Origin of the sequence: Micromonospora citrea (assembly GCF_049629545.1) — a bacterium.
Classification (GTDB): domain Bacteria; phylum Actinomycetota; class Actinomycetes; order Mycobacteriales; family Micromonosporaceae; genus Micromonospora; species Micromonospora citrea_A.
Window position 1 is genome coordinate 208,563 of record NZ_JBNADX010000007.1, and the last position, 23,609, is coordinate 232,171.

General features: G+C 73.7%; 22 protein-coding genes and 1 riboswitch. Of the genes, 15 read left to right on the plus strand and 7 right to left on the minus strand.

What is annotated here, in order from left to right:
- The first annotated feature begins 83 nt into the window (after positions 1 to 83).
- The 6 genes from eccCa to ACPFP2_RS10890 all read left to right on the plus strand — a co-directional run bounded on the left by eccCa (position 84) and on the right by ACPFP2_RS10890 (position 8,349).
- Positions 84 to 4,046, plus strand: a complete 3,963-nt coding sequence (gene eccCa / locus ACPFP2_RS10865) for a type VII secretion protein EccCa (protein ID WP_424088556.1) — start codon at positions 84 to 86, stop codon at positions 4,044 to 4,046.
- A gap of 266 nt (positions 4,047 to 4,312) precedes the next feature.
- Positions 4,313 to 4,621: a WXG100 family type VII secretion target gene (locus ACPFP2_RS10870; RefSeq protein ID WP_088977186.1), complete on the plus strand. Its 309-nt coding sequence runs from the start codon at positions 4,313 to 4,315 to the stop codon at positions 4,619 to 4,621.
- 28 nt (positions 4,622 to 4,649) lie between these two features.
- On the plus strand, positions 4,650 to 4,928 hold the full coding sequence (locus ACPFP2_RS10875; protein WP_091300322.1) for a WXG100 family type VII secretion target: 279 nt from the start codon (positions 4,650 to 4,652) through the stop codon (positions 4,926 to 4,928).
- Between the two features lie 84 nt (positions 4,929 to 5,012).
- Positions 5,013 to 6,422: a S8 family serine peptidase gene (locus ACPFP2_RS10880; RefSeq protein ID WP_424088559.1), complete on the plus strand. Its 1,410-nt coding sequence runs from the start codon at positions 5,013 to 5,015 to the stop codon at positions 6,420 to 6,422.
- A gap of 33 nt (positions 6,423 to 6,455) precedes the next feature.
- Positions 6,456 to 7,010, plus strand: coding sequence for a hypothetical protein (locus ACPFP2_RS10885; RefSeq protein WP_424088561.1), 555 nt, complete (start codon positions 6,456 to 6,458; stop codon positions 7,008 to 7,010).
- Between the two features lie 16 nt (positions 7,011 to 7,026).
- Positions 7,027 to 8,349, plus strand: a complete 1,323-nt coding sequence (locus ACPFP2_RS10890; protein WP_424088563.1) for a WXG100 family type VII secretion target — start codon at positions 7,027 to 7,029, stop codon at positions 8,347 to 8,349.
- Between the two features lie 120 nt (positions 8,350 to 8,469).
- Here the strand turns inward: ACPFP2_RS10890 and mycP are convergent, their stop codons facing one another.
- Both mycP and ACPFP2_RS10900 read right to left on the minus strand, forming a co-directional pair.
- On the minus strand, positions 8,470 to 9,708 hold the full coding sequence (gene mycP / locus ACPFP2_RS10895; protein ID WP_424088565.1) for a type VII secretion-associated serine protease mycosin: 1,239 nt from the start codon (positions 9,706 to 9,708) through the stop codon (positions 8,470 to 8,472).
- Between the two features lie 53 nt (positions 9,709 to 9,761).
- Positions 9,762 to 10,091, minus strand: coding sequence for a helix-turn-helix transcriptional regulator (locus ACPFP2_RS10900; protein ID WP_424088567.1), 330 nt, complete (start codon positions 10,089 to 10,091; stop codon positions 9,762 to 9,764).
- A 207-nt stretch (positions 10,092 to 10,298) separates the two neighbouring features.
- Between ACPFP2_RS10900 and ACPFP2_RS10905 the strand changes: the two genes are divergently transcribed.
- The gene (locus tag ACPFP2_RS10905) at positions 10,299 to 10,955 is read left to right on the plus strand and encodes a carbonic anhydrase (RefSeq protein WP_424088569.1); all 657 of its coding nucleotides are present in this window, start codon (positions 10,299 to 10,301) and stop codon (positions 10,953 to 10,955) included.
- 66 nt (positions 10,956 to 11,021) lie between these two features.
- On the opposite strand, the gene ACPFP2_RS10910 is transcribed toward ACPFP2_RS10905, so the two are convergent.
- Together ACPFP2_RS10910 and ACPFP2_RS10915 are read right to left on the minus strand one after the other, a co-directional pair.
- Positions 11,022 to 12,041: a coiled-coil domain-containing protein gene (locus ACPFP2_RS10910; protein ID WP_424088571.1), complete on the minus strand. Its 1,020-nt coding sequence runs from the start codon at positions 12,039 to 12,041 to the stop codon at positions 11,022 to 11,024.
- A 4-nt stretch (positions 12,042 to 12,045) separates the two neighbouring features.
- Positions 12,046 to 12,176, minus strand: a riboswitch (cyclic di-AMP (ydaO/yuaA leader).
- A gap of 166 nt (positions 12,177 to 12,342) precedes the next feature.
- Complete coding sequence (locus ACPFP2_RS10915; protein ID WP_424088572.1) at positions 12,343 to 13,692, minus strand: YibE/F family protein; 1,350 nt, start codon at positions 13,690 to 13,692, stop codon at positions 12,343 to 12,345.
- Between the two features lie 297 nt (positions 13,693 to 13,989).
- Between ACPFP2_RS10915 and ACPFP2_RS10920 the strand changes: the two genes are divergently transcribed.
- From ACPFP2_RS10920 to ACPFP2_RS10930, 3 genes are all read left to right on the plus strand, one after another.
- The gene (locus tag ACPFP2_RS10920) at positions 13,990 to 16,014 is read left to right on the plus strand and encodes a heavy metal translocating P-type ATPase (protein ID WP_424088574.1); all 2,025 of its coding nucleotides are present in this window, start codon (positions 13,990 to 13,992) and stop codon (positions 16,012 to 16,014) included.
- A gap of 29 nt (positions 16,015 to 16,043) precedes the next feature.
- Positions 16,044 to 16,589 (plus strand): hypothetical protein, encoded by a 546-nt coding sequence (locus ACPFP2_RS10925; protein WP_424088576.1) that lies wholly within the window; start codon positions 16,044 to 16,046, stop codon positions 16,587 to 16,589.
- A gap of 69 nt (positions 16,590 to 16,658) precedes the next feature.
- Positions 16,659 to 17,291, plus strand: coding sequence for a DUF305 domain-containing protein (locus ACPFP2_RS10930; RefSeq protein ID WP_424088578.1), 633 nt, complete (start codon positions 16,659 to 16,661; stop codon positions 17,289 to 17,291).
- A gap of 95 nt (positions 17,292 to 17,386) precedes the next feature.
- On the opposite strand, the gene ACPFP2_RS10935 is transcribed toward ACPFP2_RS10930, so the two are convergent.
- Together ACPFP2_RS10935 and ACPFP2_RS10940 are read right to left on the minus strand one after the other, a co-directional pair.
- Positions 17,387 to 17,611 (minus strand): SHOCT domain-containing protein, encoded by a 225-nt coding sequence (locus ACPFP2_RS10935; RefSeq protein ID WP_424088580.1) that lies wholly within the window; start codon positions 17,609 to 17,611, stop codon positions 17,387 to 17,389.
- A 125-nt stretch (positions 17,612 to 17,736) separates the two neighbouring features.
- Positions 17,737 to 18,036, minus strand: coding sequence for a metal-sensitive transcriptional regulator (locus ACPFP2_RS10940; RefSeq protein ID WP_091300276.1), 300 nt, complete (start codon positions 18,034 to 18,036; stop codon positions 17,737 to 17,739).
- A 96-nt stretch (positions 18,037 to 18,132) separates the two neighbouring features.
- On the opposite strand from ACPFP2_RS10940, the gene ACPFP2_RS10945 reads away from it, so the two are divergent.
- The 5 genes from ACPFP2_RS10945 to ACPFP2_RS10965 all read left to right on the plus strand — a co-directional run bounded on the left by ACPFP2_RS10945 (position 18,133) and on the right by ACPFP2_RS10965 (position 22,918).
- The gene (locus ACPFP2_RS10945; RefSeq protein WP_424088582.1) at positions 18,133 to 18,342 is read left to right on the plus strand and encodes a heavy-metal-associated domain-containing protein; all 210 of its coding nucleotides are present in this window, start codon (positions 18,133 to 18,135) and stop codon (positions 18,340 to 18,342) included.
- A gap of 32 nt (positions 18,343 to 18,374) precedes the next feature.
- Positions 18,375 to 19,364 carry a hypothetical protein gene (locus ACPFP2_RS10950; protein WP_424088584.1) on the plus strand — a complete coding sequence of 330 codons (990 nt, stop codon included), beginning with the start codon at positions 18,375 to 18,377 and terminating at the stop codon, positions 19,362 to 19,364.
- Between the two features lie 14 nt (positions 19,365 to 19,378).
- On the plus strand, positions 19,379 to 21,637 hold the full coding sequence (locus ACPFP2_RS10955; RefSeq protein ID WP_424088586.1) for a heavy metal translocating P-type ATPase: 2,259 nt from the start codon (positions 19,379 to 19,381) through the stop codon (positions 21,635 to 21,637).
- 142 nt (positions 21,638 to 21,779) lie between these two features.
- Positions 21,780 to 21,953 (plus strand): CsbD family protein, encoded by a 174-nt coding sequence (locus ACPFP2_RS10960; RefSeq protein ID WP_424088588.1) that lies wholly within the window; start codon positions 21,780 to 21,782, stop codon positions 21,951 to 21,953.
- A gap of 449 nt (positions 21,954 to 22,402) precedes the next feature.
- A complete protein-coding gene (locus tag ACPFP2_RS10965; protein WP_424088589.1) occupies positions 22,403 to 22,918 on the plus strand; it encodes a hypothetical protein in 516 nt (171 codons plus the stop codon).
- A gap of 48 nt (positions 22,919 to 22,966) precedes the next feature.
- On the opposite strand, the gene ACPFP2_RS10970 is transcribed toward ACPFP2_RS10965, so the two are convergent.
- Positions 22,967 to 23,602 carry a dihydrofolate reductase family protein gene (locus ACPFP2_RS10970; RefSeq protein ID WP_424088591.1) on the minus strand — a complete coding sequence of 212 codons (636 nt, stop codon included), beginning with the start codon at positions 23,600 to 23,602 and terminating at the stop codon, positions 22,967 to 22,969.
- Between the last annotated feature and the right edge of the window lie 7 nt (positions 23,603 to 23,609).

A 23,609-nucleotide genomic window follows, 5' to 3' on the forward strand; every position in this document is an offset into this window, starting at 1 on the left:
GATGGCGGGCGCGTACGATGCCCACCCGACGACTCCGGTCGGTCGCGTACCGCGTCAGGGCCGCTCTTGGGGAGGAGACAGCCGTGAGCACGGTCGTGTTCCGTCGGCTTCCACGTAAGGCCGGGCCACCGTTGCCCCGGGGCGAGGTCCTGCTGGAGTCTCCTCCGGAGCTGCCCGAACAGACACCCCGCAGCCTCGGCCAGATGCTGATGATCCTGCCGATGCTCTGCGGCGTCGGCGCGATGGCCTTCCTCTACGCCGGCCGGGGCGGCAGCACCATGACGTACGTCGCCGGTGGTCTGTTCGGTGTCTCCATGCTGGGCATGGCGCTCGGCACGATGAGCCACGGCAACAACGACAAGGCCGAGCTGAACGCCGAACGGCGCGACTACATGCGCTACCTGGCCCAGATGCGCAAGCGCACCCGCCGCGCGGCCGAGCAGCAGCGCGCCGCGATGACCTGGCGGCACCCCGAGCCGGACGCGCTCTGGTCGATCGCCGCCTCCCGGCGCATGTGGGAGCGGCGGATCACCGAGGACGACTTCGGCGAGGCACGGATCGCCACCGGCCCGCAGCGGCTGGCCGTGGAGATCGTCCCACCGGAGACCAAGCCGGTGGAGGACCTGGAGCCGATGAGCGCGATCGCGCTGCGCCGGTTCGTCCGGGCCCACTCCAGCGTGCCCGACCTGCCCACCGCGCTCTCCCTGCGGGCGTTCAGCCGGATCGTGCTGCGCGGCGACCGGGACCCGGTGCTCGACCTGACCCGGGCCGCCCTGGCCCAGCTGGTCACCTTCCACGCCCCGGACGACCTGATCCTCGCGGTGGTCGCCGCACCCGACCGGCAGCCGGCGTGGGACTGGGTGAAGTGGCTGCCGCACGCCCACCACGGCGCGCGCACCGACGCGGCGGGCGCCCGCCGGCTCGTCTTCGCCAGCCTCGCCGAGGCCGAGGAGTCGCTCTCCGCCGACCTGGCCGGCCGGCCCCGCTTCACCCCGGAGGCCAAGCCGCTGACCACCGCCGGGCACGTGGTGGTGGTGATCGACGGCGGTGAGGTCTCGGCGACCTGCCAGCTGATGGGGCCGGGGCTGCTCGGCGTCACCACGATCGACCTCTCCGGCGCCGTCCCGCGCGACGCCGGCCGCTGGCTGCTCTGCCTGGACGCCGGGGACGGCAGCTCGCTGGAGCTGGTCCGGGGCACCGCCAACTCCCGGCTCGGCACGCCGGACCGGCTCAGCGCCGAGGCCGCCGAGGGCCTGGCCCGACAGATCGCGCCGTACCGGCTCTCCCAGCAGCAGACCACCTCCGAGGAGCCGCTGGCGCGCAGCATGGAGCTGCCCGACCTGCTCGGCGTCGGCGACGCGGCGGCGGTGGACGTGCAGCAGACCTGGCGGCCCCGCAGCCACCGCGACCGGCTGCGCATCCCGCTCGGCGTCGGCCCGGACGGCAACGTCGTGGAGCTGGACTTCAAGGAGTCCGCGCACGAGGGCATGGGCCCGCACGGCCTGGTGATCGGCGCGACCGGTTCCGGCAAGAGCGAGCTGCTGCGCACCATCGTCGGCGCGCTCGCCGTGACGCACTCCTCGGAGGAGCTCAACTTCGTCCTCGTCGACTTCAAGGGTGGCGCCACCTTCGCCTCGCTGGAGGCGCTGCCGCACACCAGCGCGGTGATCACCAACCTGGCCGACGAGCTGCCGCTGGTCGACCGGATGCGCGACGCGCTCGCCGGCGAGATGACCCGCCGGCAGGAGGTGCTGCGGGCGGCCGGCAACTACGTCTCCCGGTTCGACTACGAGAAGGCCCGGGCGGCCGGCGAGCCGCTCGAACCGATGCCCAGCCTGCTGATCATCTGCGACGAGTTCAGCGAGCTGCTGGCCGCCAAGCCGGACTTCATCGACCTCTTCGTGATGATCGGCCGGCTCGGCCGGTCGCTCGGCGTGCACCTGCTGCTCGCCTCGCAGCGGCTGGAGGAGGGGAAGCTGCGGGGCCTGGACACCCACCTGTCGTACCGGATCGGCCTGCGGACCTTCTCGGCGGTGGAGAGCCGCATCGTGCTCGGCGTGCCCGACGCGTACGAGCTGCCGAACGCGCCCGGACACGGTTACCTGAAGACCGACACCAGCACCATGCTGCGGTTCCGGGCCGCGTACGTCTCCGGGCCGTACCGGGCGCCCGGGCAGAGCCCGCAGTCGTCCCGGGCGATGGTGCAGCGCCGGATCGTCCCGTACGGGGTGAACTTCGTGCCGGTGCAGGTGCCGCAGACCCCGGTCGAGGCGACGCCGGCGGAGGAGAAGCCGGCCGACGGCAAGGCCGTGGCGATGCTGGACGTGCTGATCGACCGGATCAAGGGTCGGGGCACGCCGGCCCACCAGGTGTGGCTGCCGCCGCTGGCGGAGCCGCCGAGCCTCGTCGAGCTGCTGCCGCCGCTGGCCGTCCACTCGACCTTCGGCCTGTGCACCGCGACCTGGCCGGGACGGGGGCAGCTCACCGTCCCGGTCGGCGTCGTCGACCGGCCGTACGAGCAGCGGCGCGACCCGATGATGGTGGAGCTGGCCGGCGCGGGCGGCAACGTGGTCATCGTCGGCGCGTCGCTGAGCGGCAAGAGCACCCTGCTCCGCTCGATGATCGCCTCGCTCGCGCTCACCCACACCCCACGCGAGGCGCAGTTCTTCTGCCTCGACTTCGGCGGTGGCGCGCTGCGCAGCCTGGACGGGCTGCCGCACGTGGCCGGCGTGGCCGGCCGGCGGGACACCGAGGCGGTCCGCCGTACGGTGGCCGAGGTGGTGGCGATCCTGGACGACCGGGAGACCCGCTTCGCCCAGCACGGCATCGACTCCGTCGCCAGCTACCGGCGGCGGCGGGCGGCCGGCGAGTTCGCCGACGACCCGTTCGGTGACGTCTTCCTCGTGGTGGACGGCTGGAACACGCTGCGCCAGGAGTACGAGGAGCTGGAACAGACCATCACCAACCTGGCCAACCGTGGCCTCGGTTTCGGGGTGCACGTGGTGCTGACCGCGGTGCGCTGGGCGGAGATCCGGATCAACATGCGGGACCTGCTCGGCACCAAGCTGGAGCTGCGCCTCGGCGACCCGAACGAGTCGGAGATCGACCGGCGGGCCGCGGCCAACGTGCCGACCGGCGCGCCCGGACGCGGCCTGACCCGGGACAAGCTGCACTTCCTGGCCGCGGTCTCCCGGATCGACAACCGCCGGGACATCGAGGACCTGACCGAGGCGTCGATCAAGTTGGCCCGCCACGTCGCGGACGCGTGGCCGGGCCAGCCGGCGCCGAAGGTCCGGCTGCTGCCGCGCAAGCTGCCCTTCGCCGAGCTGCTGCGGATCTCCGACCGGTCCGCGCCGGGCCTGCCGATCGGTGTCAACGAGTCGGCGCTCGCCCCGGTCCACCTCGACCTGGCGAACGAGCCGCACCTCACGGTCTTCGGTGACGCCGAGTGCGGCAAGACCAACGTGCTGCGGCTGATCGCCCGGGGCATCGTCGAGCGGTACACCCCGGCCCAGGCCCGGATCGTCATCGCCGACTACCGGCGCGGCCTGCTCGGCGCGGTCGAGGGGGACCACCTGCTCGACTACGCCCCGTCGAACCAGGTCTTCAGCCAGGGGCTCGGCTCGATCCGCTCCGCGCTGCAGAACCGGCTGCCGGGCCCGGACGTCACCACCGCGCAGCTGCGGGACCGGAGTTGGTGGAAGGGGCCGGACCTCTACATCCTGGTCGACGACTACGACCTGGTCGCCTCCGGTGGCAGCAACCCGCTCAGCGCCCTGCACGAGCTGCTGCCGCAGGCCCGCGACATCGGACTTCACCTGATCGTTACCCGACGGGTCGGTGGCGTGGCACGGGCCCTCTACGAGCCGGTGCTGCAACGTCTGCGCGAGCTGGACTCGCCGGGCCTGTTGATGTCCGGCAACCGGGAGGAGGGCGCCGTCTTCGGCACGCTCCGGCCCAGCCCACAGCCGCCGGGACGGGGCACGCTGGTGCGTCGCCGGGACGGTCAGCAGCTCATCCAGACCGCCTGGGTCGAGCCGGTGTGACCGCCGGTGGCCGGGGTGGTTCCCGGCCACCCGCCGCGACTCGGACAGATTGTGAAGTTTGTCGATCGACGGGATCGCCGTGGACGTGACGACGACGGGTGTCCACAATGACACCGAACGCGGCGCGTCCCGCCCCGGGCAGGGCTGCGAGCGTTGGACACGGTGAGCTACCGTCTCCCATGAGTGTCCGTCGGTGGGGTTCGGCCTTGCCGCGGGGGAGGGCGCGGCAGTTTCCGCCGCCACAAGAAGACGGAAGGGTGTGAAGCATGGCGTTCGAGGTCGAAGCAGCGACTCTGCATACCGCCGCGAGTGACGTGCGGTCCACGCGCAGCGAGGTCGACGGCGAGCTGAAGAAGCTGTGGAACGTCGTGGACGACCTGGCCATCGCCTGGAAGGGGCAGGCGTCCACCGGCTTCCAGTCGCTGATGACGCGCTGGAACGAGGACACGGTCAAGCTGCTGACGGCGATGGACAACATCGCCGACCTGCTCGACAAGTCGGGTACGACGCACCAGGTCAACGACGAAGAGCAGCAGCAGATGCTGGACAAGTTCCACTCTGCTCTCAACCCGTGATCCGCCGAGACGAGCAGGGGAGGAATCAATGAGCATCAAGGTCGATTACGCGGTCCTCGAGAGCGCGAACCAGCAGATGCAGTCCATCTCGAAGACCATCGACGAGAAGCTGGACACGCTGCGTTCGATGCTGTCGAAGCTCCAGTGGGACGGTCAGGACCGGGCCGCCTACGAGCAGCACCAGGCGCAGTGGGACAGCGCTGTCCGCGACATCAACCGCATCCTCAACGAGATCGGTGGCGCGGTCGGCGTGGCGCGCGAGAACTACGTCTCCACCGAGATGAGCAACGCCAAGGTGTGGGGCTGAGATAATCAGCCGTCGCGGCTCCGGTCCGGTTAGACCGGAACCGAGACCAAACCCGGTTTTTTTATCCCGAGTTCTGGGAGTGCCATGCGTACGGGGAAGTATCTGAGGTCGACGGTGGCCGTGCTGGCCCTGGTGGCCGCGACCGGCACGGCACCGTTGGTGGCACCGGCCCCGGCCCGCGCCGACACGGTGCGTGGCCTGCAGTGGTACCTCGACGCGCTCAAGATCCCCCAGGCTCACAAGATCACCAAGGGCCGCGGGGTCACCGTCGCCGTGCTCGACAGCGGCGTCGATCCCCGCGTCCCGGACCTGCGCGGTCAGGTCCTCGCCGGGCGGGGGATCGGCGCGGACACCACCGCCGACGGGCGGGGCACCGACGACAAGATCGCCCACGGCACCGGCATGGCCGGGATCATCGCCGGTAAGGGCGGCGGCGCCATGCGCCAGTTGGGCATCGCGCCCGAGGCGAAGATCCTGCCGGTGTCGCTGGGCGAGCGGATGACCGACGACGAGATCGCCGAGGGCATCCGCTGGGCGGTCGACCAGGGCGCGGACGTCGTCAACATGTCCATCGGCGGCCGTGGCAGGGGCACCCCCGCGCTGGTCGACGCCGTCCGGTACGCCAACGACAAGAACGTGGTCCTGGTCGCCTCCGCCGGCAACACCAAGCAGGGCGAACACGCGATCATCTCGCCCGCCAACATTCCCGGGGTCGTCGCCGTCACCGGTCTGGGCAGGAACGGGTCCGCGAACTCCGGCAGCGCCACCGGGCGCGAGGCGGTGCTGGCCGCGCCGATGCAGGACATCATCTCGCCCCGCCCCACCTCCGTGATGGACAACGGGTACAGCATCGGCAGCGGCACCAGCGAGGCGGCGGCCATCATGTCCGGCGTGGTGGCGCTGGTGCGCGCCAAGTACCCCGACCTGAACGCCGCCAACGTGGTCAACCGGCTGATCCGTACCGCCCAGGACCGGGGCCCGACGGGACGCGACGACGACTACGGGTTCGGCGCGGTCGACCCGGTCGCGGCGCTGACCCGTCAGGTGCCGGCCGTGGACGCGAACCCGCTGCTCGCCGGCGCGCCCGCCGGGGGGAGCGCGGCGCCGCTGCCCGGCCGGTCCGAGCCCGACGACGGTCCGGCCGTCTCGTTCGGCGTGACCAACCGGACCGGTGCCCTGGTCCAGGGCGCGCTGTGCCTGCTCGTGCCCCTGGCGGTGGCGATCCTGGTCTTCGTGCTCGTCCGCCGCTCCCGACGTCGGTCGGCCGCCCCGTCGGGCCCGCCGACCGGTGGGCCCGGCTTCCCGCCGCCGGGTGCTCCGGCCGCGTCCGGCCCGTACCCGCCCGCCCCGGCGCCGTACGGGACGCCGCCCGGGGTCCCGCCGCAGGCGGCCGGTCCCTACGCGCCCCCCGCCGCGCCGCCCGGCGTCGGCTGGCCGCCTCCGGGGGTGACGCCTCCGCCGGCCCCGCCCGCCCGGGGCGGACACCACCAGTAAGCCAGAGAGTCTGTCGGCAACGGGGAGGAACCGATGACGGACGACAGGACCAAGCAGCCGGACCAGATCGAGGTCGACACCGTCAACGTGCCGGTCGCGCCGACCATCACGCCGTTCGTCTACTTCGACGGCTACACGGCCGACAACGTCAACAAGGCGCACAAGCCGACGCACCTCACCCCCGCACCGGGCGGCGCCGGCGCCACCACCGAGTGGGACGCGAGCAGCCTCGAAGGCGCGATCAAGTGGCTCAACGACCACGCCGACTTCCTCAACAGCCAGTCGTACCGGATGGAGGAGGACATCCGGAAGTGGATGCGCAACCCGGCGGGCGGCGCGGCCGGGGTCGGTGGCGGCGGTGACGGGAAGAGTCCGCTCGGGACGTTCGACCGGGCGAACGCGCTCGCGCAGCGGCACGCCGGCCTCTACGACGGCACCCAGACCGCGCTCCGCACGCTCGCCGAGGACCTCTGGAACGCCGCCAAGGCGCTCGAGAAGGTCAAGGAGGACTACGAGACCGCGGAAGGGGCCAACAAGATGACCGCCGACCAGATGGCGCAGGCCCTGGGCAACGGCGCGGCAAGCTGATCGGGGGAGATGACAGATGCCGAGCTGGGAAGAGATGTGCCAGCAGATCGTCGTCGACGGCAGGCCCGGCGACGTCACCAGCGCCGCTCTCGGCTGGGAGCAGTTGCTGAAGAACCTGCGCACCGTCAAGGAGAACCTGGAGAAGAACGTCAAGGACCTCGGCGAGACCTGGAAGGGCCCCGCGTACGAGTCGTTCAGGACGCACGTCGAGGGGCTCGCCAAGCGGACCGGCGGGGTCGTCGAGGACGCCGAGAAGCACGACGGCATCGTCCAGTCGCTGAAGCAGGCCGCCAACGACCTCACCGTGGCCCAGCAGAACTTCCCCATCCCGGCGAGCTGCGTCAACGACGTGCTGGAGGCGCGCAACGCCAAGCTCACGATCAGCGCCGGCTTCTTCGAGATGAAGGTCAAGCCCGACTTCCTCGGCTGGGTCGACCCGATCAGCTCGCTGATGGACTGGGTCAACGACAAGACCGAGGACGCGGCGAAGGTCTACGACCAGGTGAGCAGCAACTATCTCGGCATCGAGGAGCGGGCGCCGGGCACGGTGACCGACAACGGCGCCCAGAACCCGAACCTCGGCCGGCCCGACCTGAACACCGGCGGTGGCGGCGGTGGCGCCGGCAGCGTGCCGAGCCTCGGCGGGTCGCCGTCTACCGGCGGCGTGGGTGGCGGCAGCCCGTCGCTGGGCGGCGTCGGGTCGCCCCCGGGCACCGGTTCGGGCGTGCCGGGCATCGGCTCCGGCACCCATCCCGGCCTGGACCCGGGCACCGGCGGTTACGGCGGCGGCTCGGGTGGCGTGGGGGGTCTGCCGGGCACCGGCAGCCTCGGTGACGAGTACGGCAGCGGTCTGGCCGGCGCGGGCGGCGGGCTCGGCACCCTGCCCGGCGCGGGCGGTGGCGGCCTGCCCAGCACCACCGGCCTCGGTGGCGGTGCCGGCCTCGGCGGCGGCGGCCTGGGTGGCGGCAGCGGCATGATCCCCGGCGGCGGCGCGCTCGGCAAGCCGGTCACCGCCGGCATGCCCCCGATGATGGGCGGCGCGGCCGGCGCCGGTGGCGCGGGCCGGGGTGGTGGCGGCCGGGGGGCCGGCCGGCTCGGCGGCATGGGCGCCGCGATGGCCCCCGGCATGGGTGGCGCTGCCGGTCGTGGTGGCGCCGGCAAGGGCGCGGGGGGCGTCCGGGGCGCCACCGCGGGCGCGGGCCGTGGCGGTGTGGCCGGCATGGGTGGCGGCCACGGGGCCGGCTACGGCGAGGAGGAGGCTGCCCGCAACAGCTGGCTGGAGGAGGACGACGACGTCTGGGGCGCGGACGGCGACGCCACGCCCGGCATCCTGCGCTGAGCGACGACGGAGCGCCGCCCACCGGTACCGGTGGGCGGCGCTTTCTCATGTCCGGCGTGGACGGTGGGCCGAATGCCCGGCCCGGCCCGCGCCGCGCCCCGGCCCGAGGCTCCGGGAAGGTCAGGCGTCGGCGGGCTCGGTGCGGCGTCCCGGTCGCCAGCCGCGCCGCCGGCCCAGAGCCACGACCGGCCGGGCGATCAGCAGCCCGGCGGCGAGCAGCGCCGCCGCCCCGGCCGCCCAGAGGGCCACGGTCCACTGCCGGCCCAGCGGGTCCTCGTTCGAGGCGGGAGGTGGCATCACGCCGGCCGGCGGGTCGGTACGGGTGCCGAGCAGGCTGGTCAGCGCCCGGTACGGATTGACCACGCCGTAGCCGAGCTGGGCGTTGTGGCCGTCGGGCGGGTTGTCCGCCGTCCGGGTCAGCCGGTAGGCCACCTGCTGCGGGGTGAGGTCGGGGCGGGCGGAGCGGAGCAGCGCGGCGGCGCCGGAGACGTACGCGGCGGCGAAGCTCGTCCCGCCCTCCGGCTCGGCGAGGTAGCCCTGCCCGCCGGGGGCGGGGCCGACGATGTCCAGCCCGGGGGCGGCGATGTCGACGTAGTTGCCGCTGACCGAGCTGCCGACGTGGCCGCCCTCCCGGTCCACGCCCGCCACCGCGATCACGCCGGGGTACGCGGCCGGGTACGCCGGCAGGTCCCGCTGGTCCTGTGCCCGGTTGCCGGCGGCGGCGACCACCACGACGCCCTTGTCCAGGGCATACTGGACGGCGGCCTTCAACTGCGGGTGGTCGATGGTGACGAGGGACAGGTTGATCACCTGGACGTCCTGGTCGGCCGCCCACTTGATCGCCGCCGCGATCTGCACGGGCAGCCCGGGGTCGTTGGTCCGCTGCGTGTCGGGCAGTACGCGTACCGGCAGGATGCGTGCGCCGGGCGCGACGCCGCTGTACGGGGCGCCGGTGTCGTCGCGGCCGGCGATGATGCCGGCGACGATCGTGCCGTGCCCGGCCTGGTCGCACCGACCCTGCATCTGGGCCAGGCCGTTGAAGTCCCGGCCTTCGCCCACCTGCCCCTTGAGCAGCGGATGGGCCGGGGACACACCGGAGTCGACCACCGCCACGGTGACCCGTTCACCGCGGGTGATCCGCCAGGCGGACGCCGGGTCGAGCCGGCGCAGCGCCCACGGCGTCTCGGTGGGGGCCGCCCCGCCGGCCGGGGCGGGGCACTTCGGCTCCGCCCGGGCCGGGGCGGGCGGTACGACGAGCGTGGCGAGCAGGGCCGCCACCACTCCACTGAGGACCGTCCGGGACGGGCGCCGGGCGGGCCCGGTCACCGCCGTCCCGCTCGGCCGGAAGCTCTCGCGCACGCGGTGAGACTACCGCCGTCGCGCCCGTGGCGGTGACGGGCGACCCGGGCGGATCAGGGGGTGGCGTCGGCCGGGTCGCCGGTGAAGAGGGCGAGCAGGTCGCCGACCTGGCGGTCCGACTCGGCCGGGTGCCGGAAGTGGCCGCTCGGGTTCACCGTGTACTCGTTGCGTCGCCCGACCCGGGTCCGGCGCAGGTAGCCACCGGCCTCCAGGTCGGCGACGATCGCCTGGGCGGCCCGTTCGGTGACGCCCACCTCGTCGGCCACGTCCCGCAGCCGCGCGGTGGGGTTGCGGGCGATGGCGAGCAGGACGTGTGCGTGGTTGGTGAGGAACGTCCAGTGTCGGGTGCTCCCGTTCTCCGCTGTCGTCGCCATGCCCGCCATCGTATGGTCCCTCCTTCGGATTTACGGTCCGGGCCTCCCCGGACCGCGACGTTTCCGGTCCCACTCGGGGGTTGGCGGACCAAAGCATGAAATGTGTATCACGTAAACCTTGACGTACCTTTGGCTGCGTGTGACGGTGGGGGCGCGGCCGCCTCCGTCGCCGGCCGGTGTGACCAGGCCGATCACGCGCAGGACCGAGGTGAGGCAATGACCCTGACCGATCCGACCGAGGCGCTCGCCGAACTGCTCGCCGGTAACCGGCGTTTCGTCACCGGCGCCCCGCGCCACCCCAACCAGGACGCCGTGCACCGGGCCGCCGTCGCCGACGGTCAGCATCCCTTCGCGGTGGTCGTCGGCTGCTCGGACTCCCGCCTCGCCGCCGAGATCATCTTCGACCGCGGCCTGGGTGACCTCTTCGTCGTCCGCACCGCCGGGCACACCGCCGGCCCCGAGGTGCTGGGCAGCGTCGAGTACGCGGTCAGCGTCCTGGGCACCCCGCTGGTGGTGGTGCTCGGCCACGACTCCTGCGGGGCGGTGCAGGCGGCCCGGCAGGCGGCCCGTACCGGCACCACGCCCCCGGGTCACCTGGGCGCCGTGGTCGACGCGGTGACGCCCAGCGTGCGGCGGGCCGCCGCGCAGGGCGTCGACGACGTCGACGGCATCGTGGACATCCACATCGCGCGCACCGTCGAGGCGCTGCTCGACAACTCGTCCGTCCTGGCCGCCGAGGTGGCCGCCGGGCGGTGCGCGGTGGTCGGCCTGTCGTACCGGCTCGCCGCGGGCGAGGCCCGGACGGTGGCCGCGGCGCCCGCCGGCCTGCCCGACCGGGCCGGGGACGACCACGTGGCCGCGGTCACCGGCTGATCCCCGACACGCGACGAGGGCCGCCCCGCCTGGGGACGGCCCTCGTTCCGTACGCGCGCCGGGTCGCTACAGCAGCGACATGTGTACGTGGTCCGTGTGGTTCGACGGTCCGCTGTACGAACTCCAACCCGTCGCCGGGAACCAGATCTGCCGGTTCCAGATGACGTAGTAGATGCCCAGCCGGTCCGCGTTGCGGATCAGGAAGGCGGTGAGGTTGTTGCCGTACATCCGGGTGTCGTTGTTGTGCCAGGGGGAGAAGCCGCTGTTCTGCAGCGACCAGTCGCAGGCCTTCCCCTTCGGGTGCTCCCACGGCCCACCGGGGCGGTAGCAGCCCGCGAACCGCTTGAAGCCGGCCCGCCGGACCTCCTTGTACGCGTGCAGGGTGCGCGGCGTGACACAACCCGAGGTGGTCGGGTCGTCCTCGCTGCACGACTCGGAGCGCCAGCCGCCGTCCGCCGTCCGGCCGGGGGCGATCCGGGCGACCGGGGACGTCGCGTCCACCAGGCCGCCGGTGAAGCCCTTGCCGCCGACGAGCGCGAGGGCCTTCTCCGCCTCCCGGCTCTCCCGGGCCATGTCGTTGGTGAGCTTCTGCTGCTCGCGGACCTCGGCGTCGAGCGCCAGCTTGGCCTGCTCCGCGCGGTTCTTGGCGGCGGTCACCTCGGCCAGCTTCTGCCCGTTGACCATGTTCAGCTCGTCCAGGGCCGCCGCGCGCTTGACGAACGTGTCGGGCTCGTCGCTCTGCAGCAGCATCGACACCGCCCCGATCCGACCGGTCCGGTACGACTGGGCGGCGATCTGGGTGACGTGCGGCTTGAGCGCCTCCAGCTCGTCCTGCGCCCGCCGTACCTCCATGGCGAGTTCGAGCTGGCGCTTCTTCGACTTCTCCAGCTTCGACTTCGCCTTGCTGTACTCGCGGTTGCGCAGCTCGATGACGTCGGTGAGCAGCTTGGGCTCGTCGTCCTCCTCGTGCCCGGAGGGGCTGGGCGTCGAGGGGGCGGCAATGGCGGGAGCCGCGCCGGCGAGGATGGCCAGGGCGGCGAGCACGGACACCACCGGAGTCATCCAGCGGCGCAGGGGTGCCGTCACAGTGTTCCCTTCCGTCGACCGCCGACCGGGTTAGCTGACGGGTTCGGGACGGAAGTGGCCCCTACCGCTGTCGCGGATTCACCCCAGATACCTGGTTCCCCGGCTCGCCTCGCGGCGATTGGGCGGCGGCACCGCAGGCGCCGCTGCGCGCCTTCGGCGGTGACCGGCAGCGAGGTTACCTGACAGTCGTGCCGGTGAGCTACGTCCTGAACCCGACTAAAAGCGTTATTTCGTCGTGGCTTTGCGTGACGAGTGACGCGTTCGTCAGGTTCCGGGTCGTCGGCGGTCACGCTGCGGAGTTTCACCATGCGGTGTCCGTGCTCCTTCCGGGGTCGGGCCACCGTGCGGAGGCCGGGGTGGACGGGTCGCCGTGACGCGGCGCGCCCAGCGCCTCGAGGGCGGCGTGCCGGTCGACGGCGGGGCGGGGCTTCGGCGGGGGGTCCGCACCGGGCGCCGGGTCGGCGTCGGGAGCGCGACCGGCCGTGGTGACCAGTGCGGCCAGACCGGTGGTCAGCGGTACGGCGGCGATCAGGCCCAGCGTCGCCACCGCGCTGCGGACGATCTCCTGGGCCAGGAACTCGCTGGTGAGGATCTGCCCCACCGGCCGGCTGTCGGCGGTCAGCAGGAGCAGCAGCGGCAGCGAGGCGCCGGCGTAGGCGAGCACGATGGTGTTCACCGTGGAGGCGATGTGCGCCCGGCCGACCCGGGTGGCGGCCCGGTAGAGCTGCACCCGGGACAGCCCGGGATTGGCGTGCGCCAGCTCGGTGACGGTGGCCGCCTGGGTGACCGTGACGTCGTCGAGCACGCCGAGCGAGCCGATGATGATGCCGGCCAGCAGCAGCCCGTGCAGGTCCACGTCGCGCTGGTACATCGACAGCGTGGTGGCCTCCTCGCTGCCGAACCCGGTCAGGTGGGTGGCGGCGGTGGCCAGGCTGCCGAGGACGCCGGTCAGCACCAGGCTGCCGAGGGTGCCGAGGACGGCCACGGACGTCTGCGCGGTGATCCCGTGGGTCAGGTACAGCACCACGAACATGATCAGGGCGGAGCCGGTGATCGCGATCAGCAGCGGTGAGCCGCCCCCGGAGATGCCCGGCACCACGAAGGTGAGCAGGATGGCGAAGCTCGCGGCCAGCCCGGCGAGGGCCGCGAGGCCGCGCAGCCGCCCGAACGCCACGATCGCGGCCGCGAAGAGCGCCACCAGCCAGATCATCGGTTCGCCCCGCTGGTGCTCGGCGATGTTGTAGCTGCTCGCCGTCGGGTCGGCCGGGTCGGTCAGCTCCACCAGCACGACCTCGTCGCCCACCGCGACGGTCGGCGCGCCCGGGCCGGTCGGCACCGGCGTCTGCACCTGCTGCCCGGCGTCCGGGCCCTGTTCGACCTTGACGGTCACCGTCCCGCACGGGCCCTCCGCCGTGCCGGGCGCCCCCTCGGGACTCTCCGGCGCCGGCGGGCAGGGCTCGGACACCACCCGGGTCACCGTGCCGTGGTAGCGCGGCACGTCACCGCCCGTGTCCCGCTCCGGCGTGTCCCGCGGCCAGAGCACCAACGCGACGATCACCGTGAGGACGAACAGCGGGACCACCGTCGCGACGAGGATCCGTCGCACCCCGGGTGGGGTGGACGGAGCGGGACGGGTGTGGTCGGCGCCCATTGCGAGTCTCCCAACGATCCAGAGCGAGGTACGTGTCAGCCGGCCGGTCGGTTCAGCGGATGGTGCCGGTTGTCGTCGCCGGCACCGCCGGATCGCCGGGGAGTGCCGGCGTCGTCACGTACCGCGAGCGGACGGCGTGTCCGACGGATGGCGACGTGCCGACGACGGGCCCCGGCGCGGTACGCGGGGTGGTCGCGGCGTCGGGCGGGCGTCATCGTCGGTGAATGGTAGCCAGGGCGGGTGTCGGCTCGCCCGGTTCGCCCTGTCCGGAGCGCCCCGAAGCGGCATGTTGGAGGCATGGACCAGCATGCCGGGCACGGCCAGCAGGGCGCGCGACACGGTGGGCACGACAAGCACGCCGGCCACGATCCCGAGATGTTCCGCCGCCGGTTCTGGGTCTGCCTGGTGCTGACCCTGCCGGTGGTGCTCGTCGGTGACATGGTGATGGACTGGTTCGGGTACTCCCTGGAGTTCCCGGGGCGCTCGCTGGTCGGACCGGTGCTCGGCTCGGTGGTCTTCTGGTGGGGCGGCTGGCCGTTCCTGGCCGGGGCCGTCCGCGAGGTGCGCGACCGGGCCCCGGGCATGATGCTGCTGGTCGCGATGGCGATCACGGTGGCGTACGTGGCCTCGCTGGCGACCAGCCTCGGCGCGTTCGACCTGGACTTCTGGTGGGAGCTGGCCGCCCTGGTCACCATCATGCTGCTGGGGCACTGGCAGGAGATGAAGGCGATCGGCCAGGCCCGGGGCGCGCTCGCCGCGCTGGCCGCGCTGCTGCCCGACGACGCCGAGCGGGTCGGCCCGGACGGTGCCGTCGAGCGGGTGCCGGTCGCGGAGTTGGGCGTCGAGGACGTCGTGCTGGTCCGCCCCGGTGGCCGGGTGCCGGCCGACGGGCGGGTCGTCGAGGGCGCCGCCGAACTGGACGAGTCGATGGTCACCGGGGAGTCCCGGCCGGTCGCCCGCGAGGTGGGGGACCGAGTGGTGGCCGGCACCGTCGCCACCGACTCGGCGATCCGGGTCCGCGTCGGGGCCGTCGGCGACCAGACCACGCTGGCCGGGATCCAGCGCCTGGTGGCGCAGGCCCAGCAGTCCGGTGGGCGGGCCCAGGTGCTCGCCGACCGGTTCGCGGCGCTGCTCTTCTACATCGCCACCGCCACCGCCGTGCTGACCGCCGTGGCCTGGTCCGCACTCGGCGACCGGGACCAGGCGGTGGTGCGTACCGTCACGGTCCTGGTGATCGCCTGCCCGCACGCGCTGGGTCTGGCGATCCCGCTGGTGATCGCACTCTCCACCGGGATCGCCGCCCGCTCCGGGGTGCTGGTCCGCGACCAGCTCGCGCTGGAGCGGATGCGTACCGTCGACGCGGTGCTCTTCGACAAGACCGGCACGCTGACGAAGGGCGAGCACGTGGTCACCGGGGTCGCCGCCGTGCCCGGCACGAGCGAGGACGAGGTGCTGCGGCTGGCCGCCGGGGTGGAGGCCGAGAGCGAGCACCCGCTGGCCCGGGCGATCGTCGCGGCCGCCGCCGACCGTGGCGGCCCGGCCCCGGCCACCGGCTTCCGGTCCCTGCCGGGTCGCGGCGTCCGCGCCGAGATCGACGGTACGGCGTACGCCGTGGGTGGGCCCGCCCACCTGCGGGAGCAGGGGTTGACGCTGCCCGACGCGCTGACCCCGGAGGCCCGGCGCTGGGCGGAACGCGGAGCGGCGGTGCTGCACCTGGTCCGCCTGCCGGACACCGTCCTCGGCCTGCTCGCCCTCGCCGACGAGGTGCGGCCCGAGGCGCGGGAGGCGGTCGCCACGCTGCGCGCCGAGGGGATCCGGACCATCGCGATGATCACCGGCGACGCCCGACCGGTCGCCGACGCCGTCGCCGCCGACCTCGGGTTCCGCCCGGGTGACGAGGTCTTCGCCGAGGTGCTCCCCGCCGACAAGGACGAGAAGGTGACCGAACTCCAGCGTCGGGGGCTGCGGGTGGCCATGGTCGGCGACGGGGTCAACGACGCGCCGGCCCTGGCCCGGGCGGACGTGGGCATCGCGATCGGCGCCGGCACCGACGTGGCCATCGAGTCGGCCGGTGTGGTGCTCGCCTCCTCCGACCCGCGCGGCGTCGGTGGCGTGGTCCGACTCTCCCGGGCCGCCTACCGGAAGATGCTGCAGAACCTGGCCTGGGCGGCCGGCTACAACGTGGTGGCGCTGCCGCTGGCGGCCGGGGTGCTGGCCGGGGTCGGGTTGACGCTCGGCCCGGCGCTCGCGGCGGTGCTGATGTCCGGCTCGACGATCGTGGTGGCGCTCAACGCGCAACTGCTGCGGCGGGTACGCCTCTGACTCCGCCCGGGGTCGGTTAGCTTTGTCGGGTGCGGACGGCGACGGTGGCGACGACCGGGTGGTGCACCCGGCTGCTGCTGCTCGTCTGCACCCTGCTCGGGCTGGCCGCCATGCACACCATCGGCCACGGCTCCCACGGCTCCGGGCACTCCGACGGCCACGCCGTCGCGCAGGGCGCGGCGCTGCCGGAGGCGCTGCCGGCCGTGGCCCATGTCGCCGCTCCGGAGCAGGTCCGGGCCGAACGGCCGACGACCCCGACCGCGGCGGGAGCCGGGACCACCGCCGTCGGCCCGCCCGTGGTCCCGGTGGCCGGTGACGGGTGTCCGGACGACGGCTGCCGGCACGGGGCGGCGCTGCCCGCCGGTGACCCGGGCGGTCACCCGGGGGTGCTCGGCGTCTGCCTGGCGGTGCTCGGCACCCTGACGGTGACCCTGCTGCTCGCGGCGCTGGTGTTCCGGTGGCGACGACCCGTCCCCGACGCCCGCCGTTCCATCGGGCGGTCGGCCGGGTCGCGCGCGCCTCCGGGCCGCCCCGTCGGGCTCCGGCTCGCCACGGTGTCGGTGCTGCGCAGATAGGACGCCCCGGCGCGGTTCCGCCGCGCCCGCCGTCCGCTGCGTACGTCCTCACACCGAAAGGCTCGATCCATGCTCACTCGTACCATCGCGCGCCGTGCCGCCCTGGCCGGCGTGGCCGTCACGGCCGTCCTCGCCCTCGCCGCCTGCGGCGGCGACGACCACCCGTCCGACTCCGGCCACGGCACGCCGGGCACGGGCGCCGCCACCGGTGCCGCCTCCGCGAGCGCGGCGGCCGGCTTCGACGACGACGACGTGATGTTCGCGCAGATGATGATCCCGCACCACCAGCAGGCGGTGCAGATGTCCGAACTGGCCGACGGCCGGGCCCAGGACCCGGAGGTCAAGAAGCTCGCCGCGCAGATCAAGGCCGCGCAGGCCCCGGAGATCGCCACCATGACCGGCTGGCTGAACACCTGGGGACGGCCCGTGCCGTCCGGCAGCCCGGCCGCCGGTCACATGGACCACGGCATGCCCGGGATGATGTCGGACGCCGACATGGCGAAGCTGAAGGCCGCCTCCGGCACGGAGTTCGACCGGCAGTTCGTCACCATGATGATCGCCCACCACGAGGGTGCGATCACCATGGCCAAGGAGGAGATCGCCAGCGGTGTCAACGCCGAGGCCAAGGTCATGGCGCAGCAGATCGTCACCGCCCAGCAGGGCGAGATCGACGCCATGAACAAGATCCTCGCCCGGCTCTGAGCCTCGCGGCCGGGGACGCCCGGGGCCCGCTCAGGGGTCCCGGGCGCTCCGCCGTGCGGCCCGCGCGGGCCGCCGGCTCGTCGTGGGCGGAGCGGTCAGCCGGCGGTCCGTAGCACGTCCCGGCGTCGGTGGTACTCCTCGTCGTCGATCTCGCCGCGCGCGTAGCGCTCGTCGAGGATCGTCCGCGCTGCGGAGTCCACCGGCGTCCGGGGCTGCCCCTGGGTCAGGCGGTACGCCAGATAACCCAGTCCCGCCAGCACGGCCAGCGCCAGCAGCGTCCAGACCCACATGGCGCCCATCATCGGGCCGTACCCCATCATGGCCGCCCTCCGTCCACGACTCGGGTGGCCGGTCCGGTGCTCCGGTGGCGCCGGTCCCGGTCGCCACCTGCGACGTTAGTCCCGCACGCCGCCCGGCGGTCGGGCCGAAGGTCCCGACGTGCGGGTCAGCCGCGCTTCATCAGGCGACCGACGGCGGCCATCATCTCGCTGGCCATCTCGTCGGCCCGCCCCTCGGCCGCGCCCTCGTGCATGCAGTGCCGGGCGTGCCCGTCGAGCAGGCCGAGGGCGACCTTGTCCAGCGCGGCCTGGATCGCGGAGATCTGGGTGAGCACGTCGATGCAGTACCGGTCGTCGTCGACCATCTTCTCGATGCCACGGACCTGCCCCTCCACGCGGCGCAGCCGCGCGAGCAGTTGGTCCTTGCTGGCGGTGTAGCCCCGGGTCGGGGTGCTCGGTGTGGTCATGACGACAAGGATAGCGTACCCCTAGGGGGTATGCTACGGTCACTGGGCGAGCTACCCCAGGGGGGTATAGCATCGCCTCAGGAGAGGAGAACTGCCATGGTCACCACCACGTACCAGGTGAAGGGCATGACCTGCGGGCACTGCGTCAACTCGGTCAGCACCGAGGTGAGCGCGATCCAGGGCGTCCAGGACGTCCAGGTCGACCTGGCCACCGGCCGGGTCACCGTCACCAGCGAGAGCCCGTTGGACACCGACTCCGTGCGCGCCGCGGTCGACGAGGCCGGATACGACCTCGTCGAGGCGTGACGGGTCACCCACCCGAGAACTGAGGTACCACGATGAACACGGCGACGAAGCTGAGCGGTTTCGCCCTCGGCCTCGCGGCGGTGTTCGGCACGGCGTACGGGGTCGGCCACCTGGCCGGCCCCGTCACCCCGGCCGCCGACACCCGCCACGACTCCGCCGGCACCCACTCCGACGACTCCCACGGCGATGGCGGACAGGCCACCGCCGCCACCCACCTCCCCGGTGGCCTGCTCGTCTCCGACCAGGGCTACACGCTGCAACCGGTGACCGCCCCGACCGGCGAGTTCGCCTTCCGGATCACCGGCCCCGACGGCGCCCCGGTCACCCGGTACGACGTCGCCCACGACAAGCGGATGCACCTGATCGTCGCCCGACGCGACCTCTCCGGCTTCCGGCACGTCCACCCCGAGCTGGACGCGGACGGCACCTGGCGGGTCGCCTCGCCGCTCGACGGGCCGGGCGTCTGGCGCGCCTTCGCCGACTTCACCCCGTCGGGCGGGCAGCCGCTCACCCTCGGGGTCGACGTGGCCGTGCCCGGCACGCTGGAGCCCCGGCCGCTGCCCGCCCCGGCGACCAGCACCACGGTCGACGGCTACACGGTCACCCTCACCGGGACCCCGCAGCCGGGCCGGACCAGCACCCTGACCCTGACGATCAGCCGGGACGGGAAGCCGGTCACCGACCTGGAGCCCTACCTGGGGGCGTACGGGCACCTGGTGGCGCTGCGCCAGGGTGACCTCGCGTACCTGCACGTGCACCCGGAGGGCGCGCCCGGCGACGGGCGGACCCCGGCCGGCCCGGCGGTGAGTTTCGCCGCCGAGGTGCCCTCCACCGGCGCCTACCGGCTCTACCTCGACTTCCGGCACGGCGGCGCGGTGCACACCGCCGAGTTCACCGTGGTGGCGGGCGACACCGCCGCCACCCCGACCACCGCCGCCCCGGCGGCCACCGCGACCGCTCCGGCCGCACCCACCCCGACCGCCGACGCCGACCACGGCGCCCCCGGTCACGGGCACAGCTGACAGGAGGTGCAGCGATGACATCGACCGCCAAGTCACTGCCGGTCGCCCCGAACCTGATCGAACTCGCGATCGGCGGCATGACCTGCGCGTCCTGCGCCGCCCGGATCGAGAAGAAGCTCAACCGGATGGAGGGCGTCGAGGCCACGGTCAACTACGCCACCGAGAAGGCCACCGTCCGGTACGCCGACGACGTCACCACGGACGACCTGATCGCCACGGTGGAGAAGACCGGCTACACCGCCGTCCTGCCGCCCCCGCCCGCGCCGGCCGGTACGGCCGGACCGACCGCCGAACCGGTGGACGAGCTGCGCGGTCTGCGTACCCGGCTGTGGGTGTCGGTCGCGCTGGCCGTACCGGTGATCCTGCTGGCCATGGTCCCGGCCTGGCAGTTCACCCACTGGCAGTGGCTGTCGCTGACCCTGGCCGCCCCGGTGGTCGTCTACGGCGGGCTGCCGTTCCACCGGGCGGCCTGGATCAACCTGCGGCACGGCGCGGCCACCATGGACACCCTGGTGTCGCTCGGCACCCTGGCCGCCTTCGGCTGGTCGCTCTGGGCGCTCTTCCTCGGCACCGCCGGCACGCCCGGCATGACCCACCCCTTCAGCTTCGACATCAGCCGCACCGACGGGGCGGGCAACATCTACCTGGAGGCGGCGGCCGGCGTCACCGTCTTCATCCTCGCCGGGCGCTACTTCGAGGCCCGGTCCAAGCGGACCGCCGGCGCGGCCCTGCGCGCCCTGCTGGAACTCGGCGCGAAGGACGTCGCGGTAGTGCGCGGCGGCGTCGAGACCCGGATCCCGGTCGACCAGCTCGCGGTGGGGGACCGGTTCGTGGTCCGCCCCGGCGAGAAGATCGCCACCGACGGGGTGGTCGACGAGGGCACCTCGGCGGTCGACGCCAGCATGCTGACCGGCGAGTCCGTGCCGGTCGAGGTCGGCCCCGGCGACACCGTGGTCGGCGCGACGGTCAACGCCGGCGGCCGGCTGGTGGTCGCCGCCACCCGGGTCGGCGCGGACACCCAGCTCGCCCAGATGGCGAAGCTCGTCGAGCAGGCGCAGACCGGCAAGGCGGCCGTGCAGCGCCTCGCCGACCGGATCTCCGGGGTCTTCGTCCCCATCGTGATCGCGTTGGCGGCCGGCACGCTGGGCTGGTGGCTCGGCAGCGGCGCGGGCGCGACCGCGGCCTTCACCGCCGCCGTGGCCGTGCTGATCATCGCCTGCCCGTGCGCCCTCGGCCTGGCCACGCCGACGGCGCTGCTGGTCGGCACCGGGCGCGGCGCCCAGCTCGGCATCCTGATCAAGGGGCCGGAGGTGCTGGAGTCGACCCGCCAGGTCGACACGGTCGTGCTGGACAAGACCGGCACCGTCACCACCGGTCGGATGACCCTGGTCGACGTGCTCCCCGCCGCCGGGCAGGAGCGCGCCGAGCTGCTCCGGCTGGCCGGGGCGCTGGAGGCCGGCTCCGAGCACCCGATCGCCCGGGCCGTCGCGGCCGGCGCGGCCGAGGCCGGGGCGCTGCCGCCGGTCACCGGCTTCGCCAACGCCGAAGGGCTCGGCGTCACCGGCGCCGTGGACGGCCGTGCGGTGGTCGTCGGCCGGCTCCGGCTGCTGCGCGAGCGGGGTCTCGACGTACCGGAGGAGGTCGTCCGGGCGGCGACCGACGCGGAGGCCGCCGGCCGGACGGCGGTGCTGGCCGGCTGGGACGGTCGGGCCCGGGGAGTCCTGGCGGTCGCCGACGTGGTCAAGCCGACCAGCCGGGCGGCGATCGACGGACTGCGCGCCCTGGGACTCACCCCGGTCCTGCTCACCGGCGACAACGCCACGGTCGCGGAGGCGGTGGCCGCCGAGGTCGGCATCGACGAGGTGATCGCCGAGGTGCTTCCGGCCGACAAGGTCGCCGTGGTCGAGCGGCTCCAGGCGGAAGGGAAGACGGTCGCCATGGTGGGCGACGGGATCAACGACGCCGCCGCGCTGGCCCAGGCCGACCTGGGGCTGGCGATGGGCACCGGCACCGACGTGGCGATCGAGGCGTCCGACCTGACCCTGGTCCGGGGTGACCTCACCGCGGCGGTGGACGCGATCCGCCTCTCCCGCCGGACCCTCGCCACCATCAAGGGCAACCTGTTCTGGGCCTTCGCCTACAACGTGGCCGCCCTGCCGCTGGCCGCCACCGGACTGCTCAACCCGATGATCGCCGGGGCCGCGATGGCCTTCTCGTCGGTCTTCGTGGTGGCCAACAGTCTGCGGCTGCGGCGGTTCCGCCCGGCCGCCTGACCCGCTGCCCCGCCGGTCGCTCCACGGGAGACCGTCGTCCCGGTGCTCACCGACGGTGAGCACCGGGACGGGTGGCGGTTTCCCACCGCGGACCCGGGGGTACCTCACGGGCGTCGGAGGAACTGCTGATCAGGAGGTTCGCATGAGTTACGACGAGAAGATCGGTAACGCGACCGAGAACACCGCCGGCAAGGTCAAGGAGGGCGTCGGCCGGGCGACGGACAACGAGCGCCTGGAGGCCGAGGGCCGCAACGACCAGGCCAGCGCCAACCTGAAGCAGGCCGGCGAGAAGATCAAGGACGCCTTCAAGAGCTGACCTACGCACCTCGTGCCACGCCGGACCGGCCACCCCGCCGACCCGGCGTGGCACGCGTACATCCCACCCCCACCCCACCCCCCACCCCACCCCCCAACGCGACGATCTTGCACTTTGGGTGGGCATGAACTGGCGCAGACCGCCCATAACCCTCACCAAAACTGCAAGATCGCCGAGGCCGGGAGGGCGGGGAGGGCGGGGAGGGCGGGGAGGGCGAGGGAGGGCGGGGGCGGTGGTGCGGGGGGTGGGGGCTGCCGGGGTAGGGTCGCGGGCGGCCGGTCCGCTGTCGCCGTGGCGGTCGTCCGACCGCGCCGACGGCCGGTTCCGGCGACGGTGGGGGCGCCATCGGGCCGTGATCAGATCGTTGGGCGGGTCGGCAGGTCACCGTGCCACCGCCCGCGCCACGCCGTCCCCGTCCGGGACGGCCGACGACCGAACGGGGAAAGTCGATGTCCCGCACCGCCCGCACCGTGCTCGCCCTGCTCACCCTCGGCGCCCTGACGGCGGGCTGCCAGAGCGGTGACGGGGCCGCCGACCCGGCCGGCGCGCCGACGGACACCGCCACCACCGGCGCCGCAGCGCCGACCGACGCAGCGCCGACCGACGCCCCGCCGGCCAGCGCCTCACCCACCGGACCGAGCGCCGCCAACACCGTCGCCGTCTGCCGCGAGGTCGACCGGCTGATCATCGAGGGAAGCCGGAAGATCACCGCCGACTCGGCTGCCGCCACCCGCCGGGAGCTGACCCCCGAGCAGCTCAACGGCCAACTCAAGGGCAGCCTCGCCAGGCTCGCCGACGACGTGCGCGCCCAGGCGGCCAAGGCCGAGGACCCGCGGATCAGGACACTGGTCGGCGACGCCGCGAAGCAGATCGACGCCGGGGCCGGCGCGGCCAGCCCGGCGACCTGGATGAGCCGCAGCTTCGTCGGCATCCCGGAGAAGCTCAGCCGCGACTGCCACGTCTGACCGCACCCGGGACGCACGTCGGCCACGCCGCTCTCCACGGTGGACCGGCTAGCGCCGGACCCGGTACGTCACGTGGGTGACCGTCGGTCCACCGACCACCGACACCTGCTCCAGCCGGGGATCCCCAATCCCCTCGAAGAGCCGCTCACCGGCGCCCAGCACGATCGGCACCAGGTGCAGCTGAAGGGTGTCCAACAGCCCCGCGGACAGGAACTGCCGCACCGTGTCCGCCCCGCCGGCCACCGACACCACCTTGTCGCCGGCCGCCTCGCGGGCCCGGGCCAGGGCCGCCTCGACGCCGTCGGTGACGAAGTGGAACTCGGTGCCCCCGCTCATCCTCAGCGTCTCGCGTGGATGGTGGGTGAGCACGAAGACCGGCGTACGGAACGGCGGGTCCTCGCCCCACCAGCCGCGCCACCCCGGGTCCCACGGGCCGTCACCCCCGCCGAACATCCGGCGGCCCATCACGTACGCCCCGACGTCGCGGGTCATCTCCTCGACCACCTCGGCGTCGACGCTGCGGTCCCCGCCGGCCGGGCCGTGCCGCTCCCGCCAGGCGTCCAGCCCGAAGAACCACTCGTGCAGGCGCAGCCCGCCCCGGCCCAGCGGATCCTCGCGGCTCTGCTCCGGCCCGGCCACGTACCCGTCCAACGACATCGAGATCTGGCAGCTCACCGTACCCATGCGGGGT

Bases quoted from the DNA above. Each gene is read 5' to 3' on its own strand.
- ACPFP2_RS10870 (WP_088977186.1), top strand. From the start codon at position 4,313: ATGGCGTTCGAGGTCGAAGCAGCGACTCTGCATACCGCCGCGAGTGAC.
- ACPFP2_RS10875 (WP_091300322.1), top strand. From the start codon at position 4,650: ATGAGCATCAAGGTCGATTACGCGGTCCTCGAGAGCGCGAACCAGCAG.
- ACPFP2_RS10880 (WP_424088559.1), top strand. From the start codon at position 5,013: ATGCGTACGGGGAAGTATCTGAGGTCGACGGTGGCCGTGCTGGCCCTG.
- ACPFP2_RS10885 (WP_424088561.1), top strand. From the start codon at position 6,456: ATGACGGACGACAGGACCAAGCAGCCGGACCAGATCGAGGTCGACACC.
- ACPFP2_RS10890 (WP_424088563.1), top strand. From the start codon at position 7,027: ATGCCGAGCTGGGAAGAGATGTGCCAGCAGATCGTCGTCGACGGCAGG.
- ACPFP2_RS10900 (WP_424088567.1), bottom strand. From the start codon at position 10,091: ATGGCGGGCATGGCGACGACAGCGGAGAACGGGAGCACCCGACACTGG.
- ACPFP2_RS10905 (WP_424088569.1), top strand. From the start codon at position 10,299: ATGACCCTGACCGATCCGACCGAGGCGCTCGCCGAACTGCTCGCCGGT.
- ACPFP2_RS10915 (WP_424088572.1), bottom strand. From the start codon at position 13,692: ATGGGCGCCGACCACACCCGTCCCGCTCCGTCCACCCCACCCGGGGTG.
- ACPFP2_RS10920 (WP_424088574.1), top strand. From the start codon at position 13,990: ATGGACCAGCATGCCGGGCACGGCCAGCAGGGCGCGCGACACGGTGGG.
- ACPFP2_RS10930 (WP_424088578.1), top strand. From the start codon at position 16,659: ATGCTCACTCGTACCATCGCGCGCCGTGCCGCCCTGGCCGGCGTGGCC.
- ACPFP2_RS10935 (WP_424088580.1), bottom strand. From the start codon at position 17,611: ATGATGGGGTACGGCCCGATGATGGGCGCCATGTGGGTCTGGACGCTG.
- ACPFP2_RS10940 (WP_091300276.1), bottom strand. From the start codon at position 18,036: ATGACCACACCGAGCACCCCGACCCGGGGCTACACCGCCAGCAAGGAC.
- ACPFP2_RS10945 (WP_424088582.1), top strand. From the start codon at position 18,133: ATGGTCACCACCACGTACCAGGTGAAGGGCATGACCTGCGGGCACTGC.
- ACPFP2_RS10950 (WP_424088584.1), top strand. From the start codon at position 18,375: ATGAACACGGCGACGAAGCTGAGCGGTTTCGCCCTCGGCCTCGCGGCG.
- ACPFP2_RS10955 (WP_424088586.1), top strand. From the start codon at position 19,379: ATGACATCGACCGCCAAGTCACTGCCGGTCGCCCCGAACCTGATCGAA.
- ACPFP2_RS10960 (WP_424088588.1), top strand. From the start codon at position 21,780: ATGAGTTACGACGAGAAGATCGGTAACGCGACCGAGAACACCGCCGGC.
- ACPFP2_RS10965 (WP_424088589.1), top strand. From the start codon at position 22,403: ATGTCCCGCACCGCCCGCACCGTGCTCGCCCTGCTCACCCTCGGCGCC.
- ACPFP2_RS10970 (WP_424088591.1), bottom strand. From the start codon at position 23,602: ATGGGTACGGTGAGCTGCCAGATCTCGATGTCGTTGGACGGGTACGTG.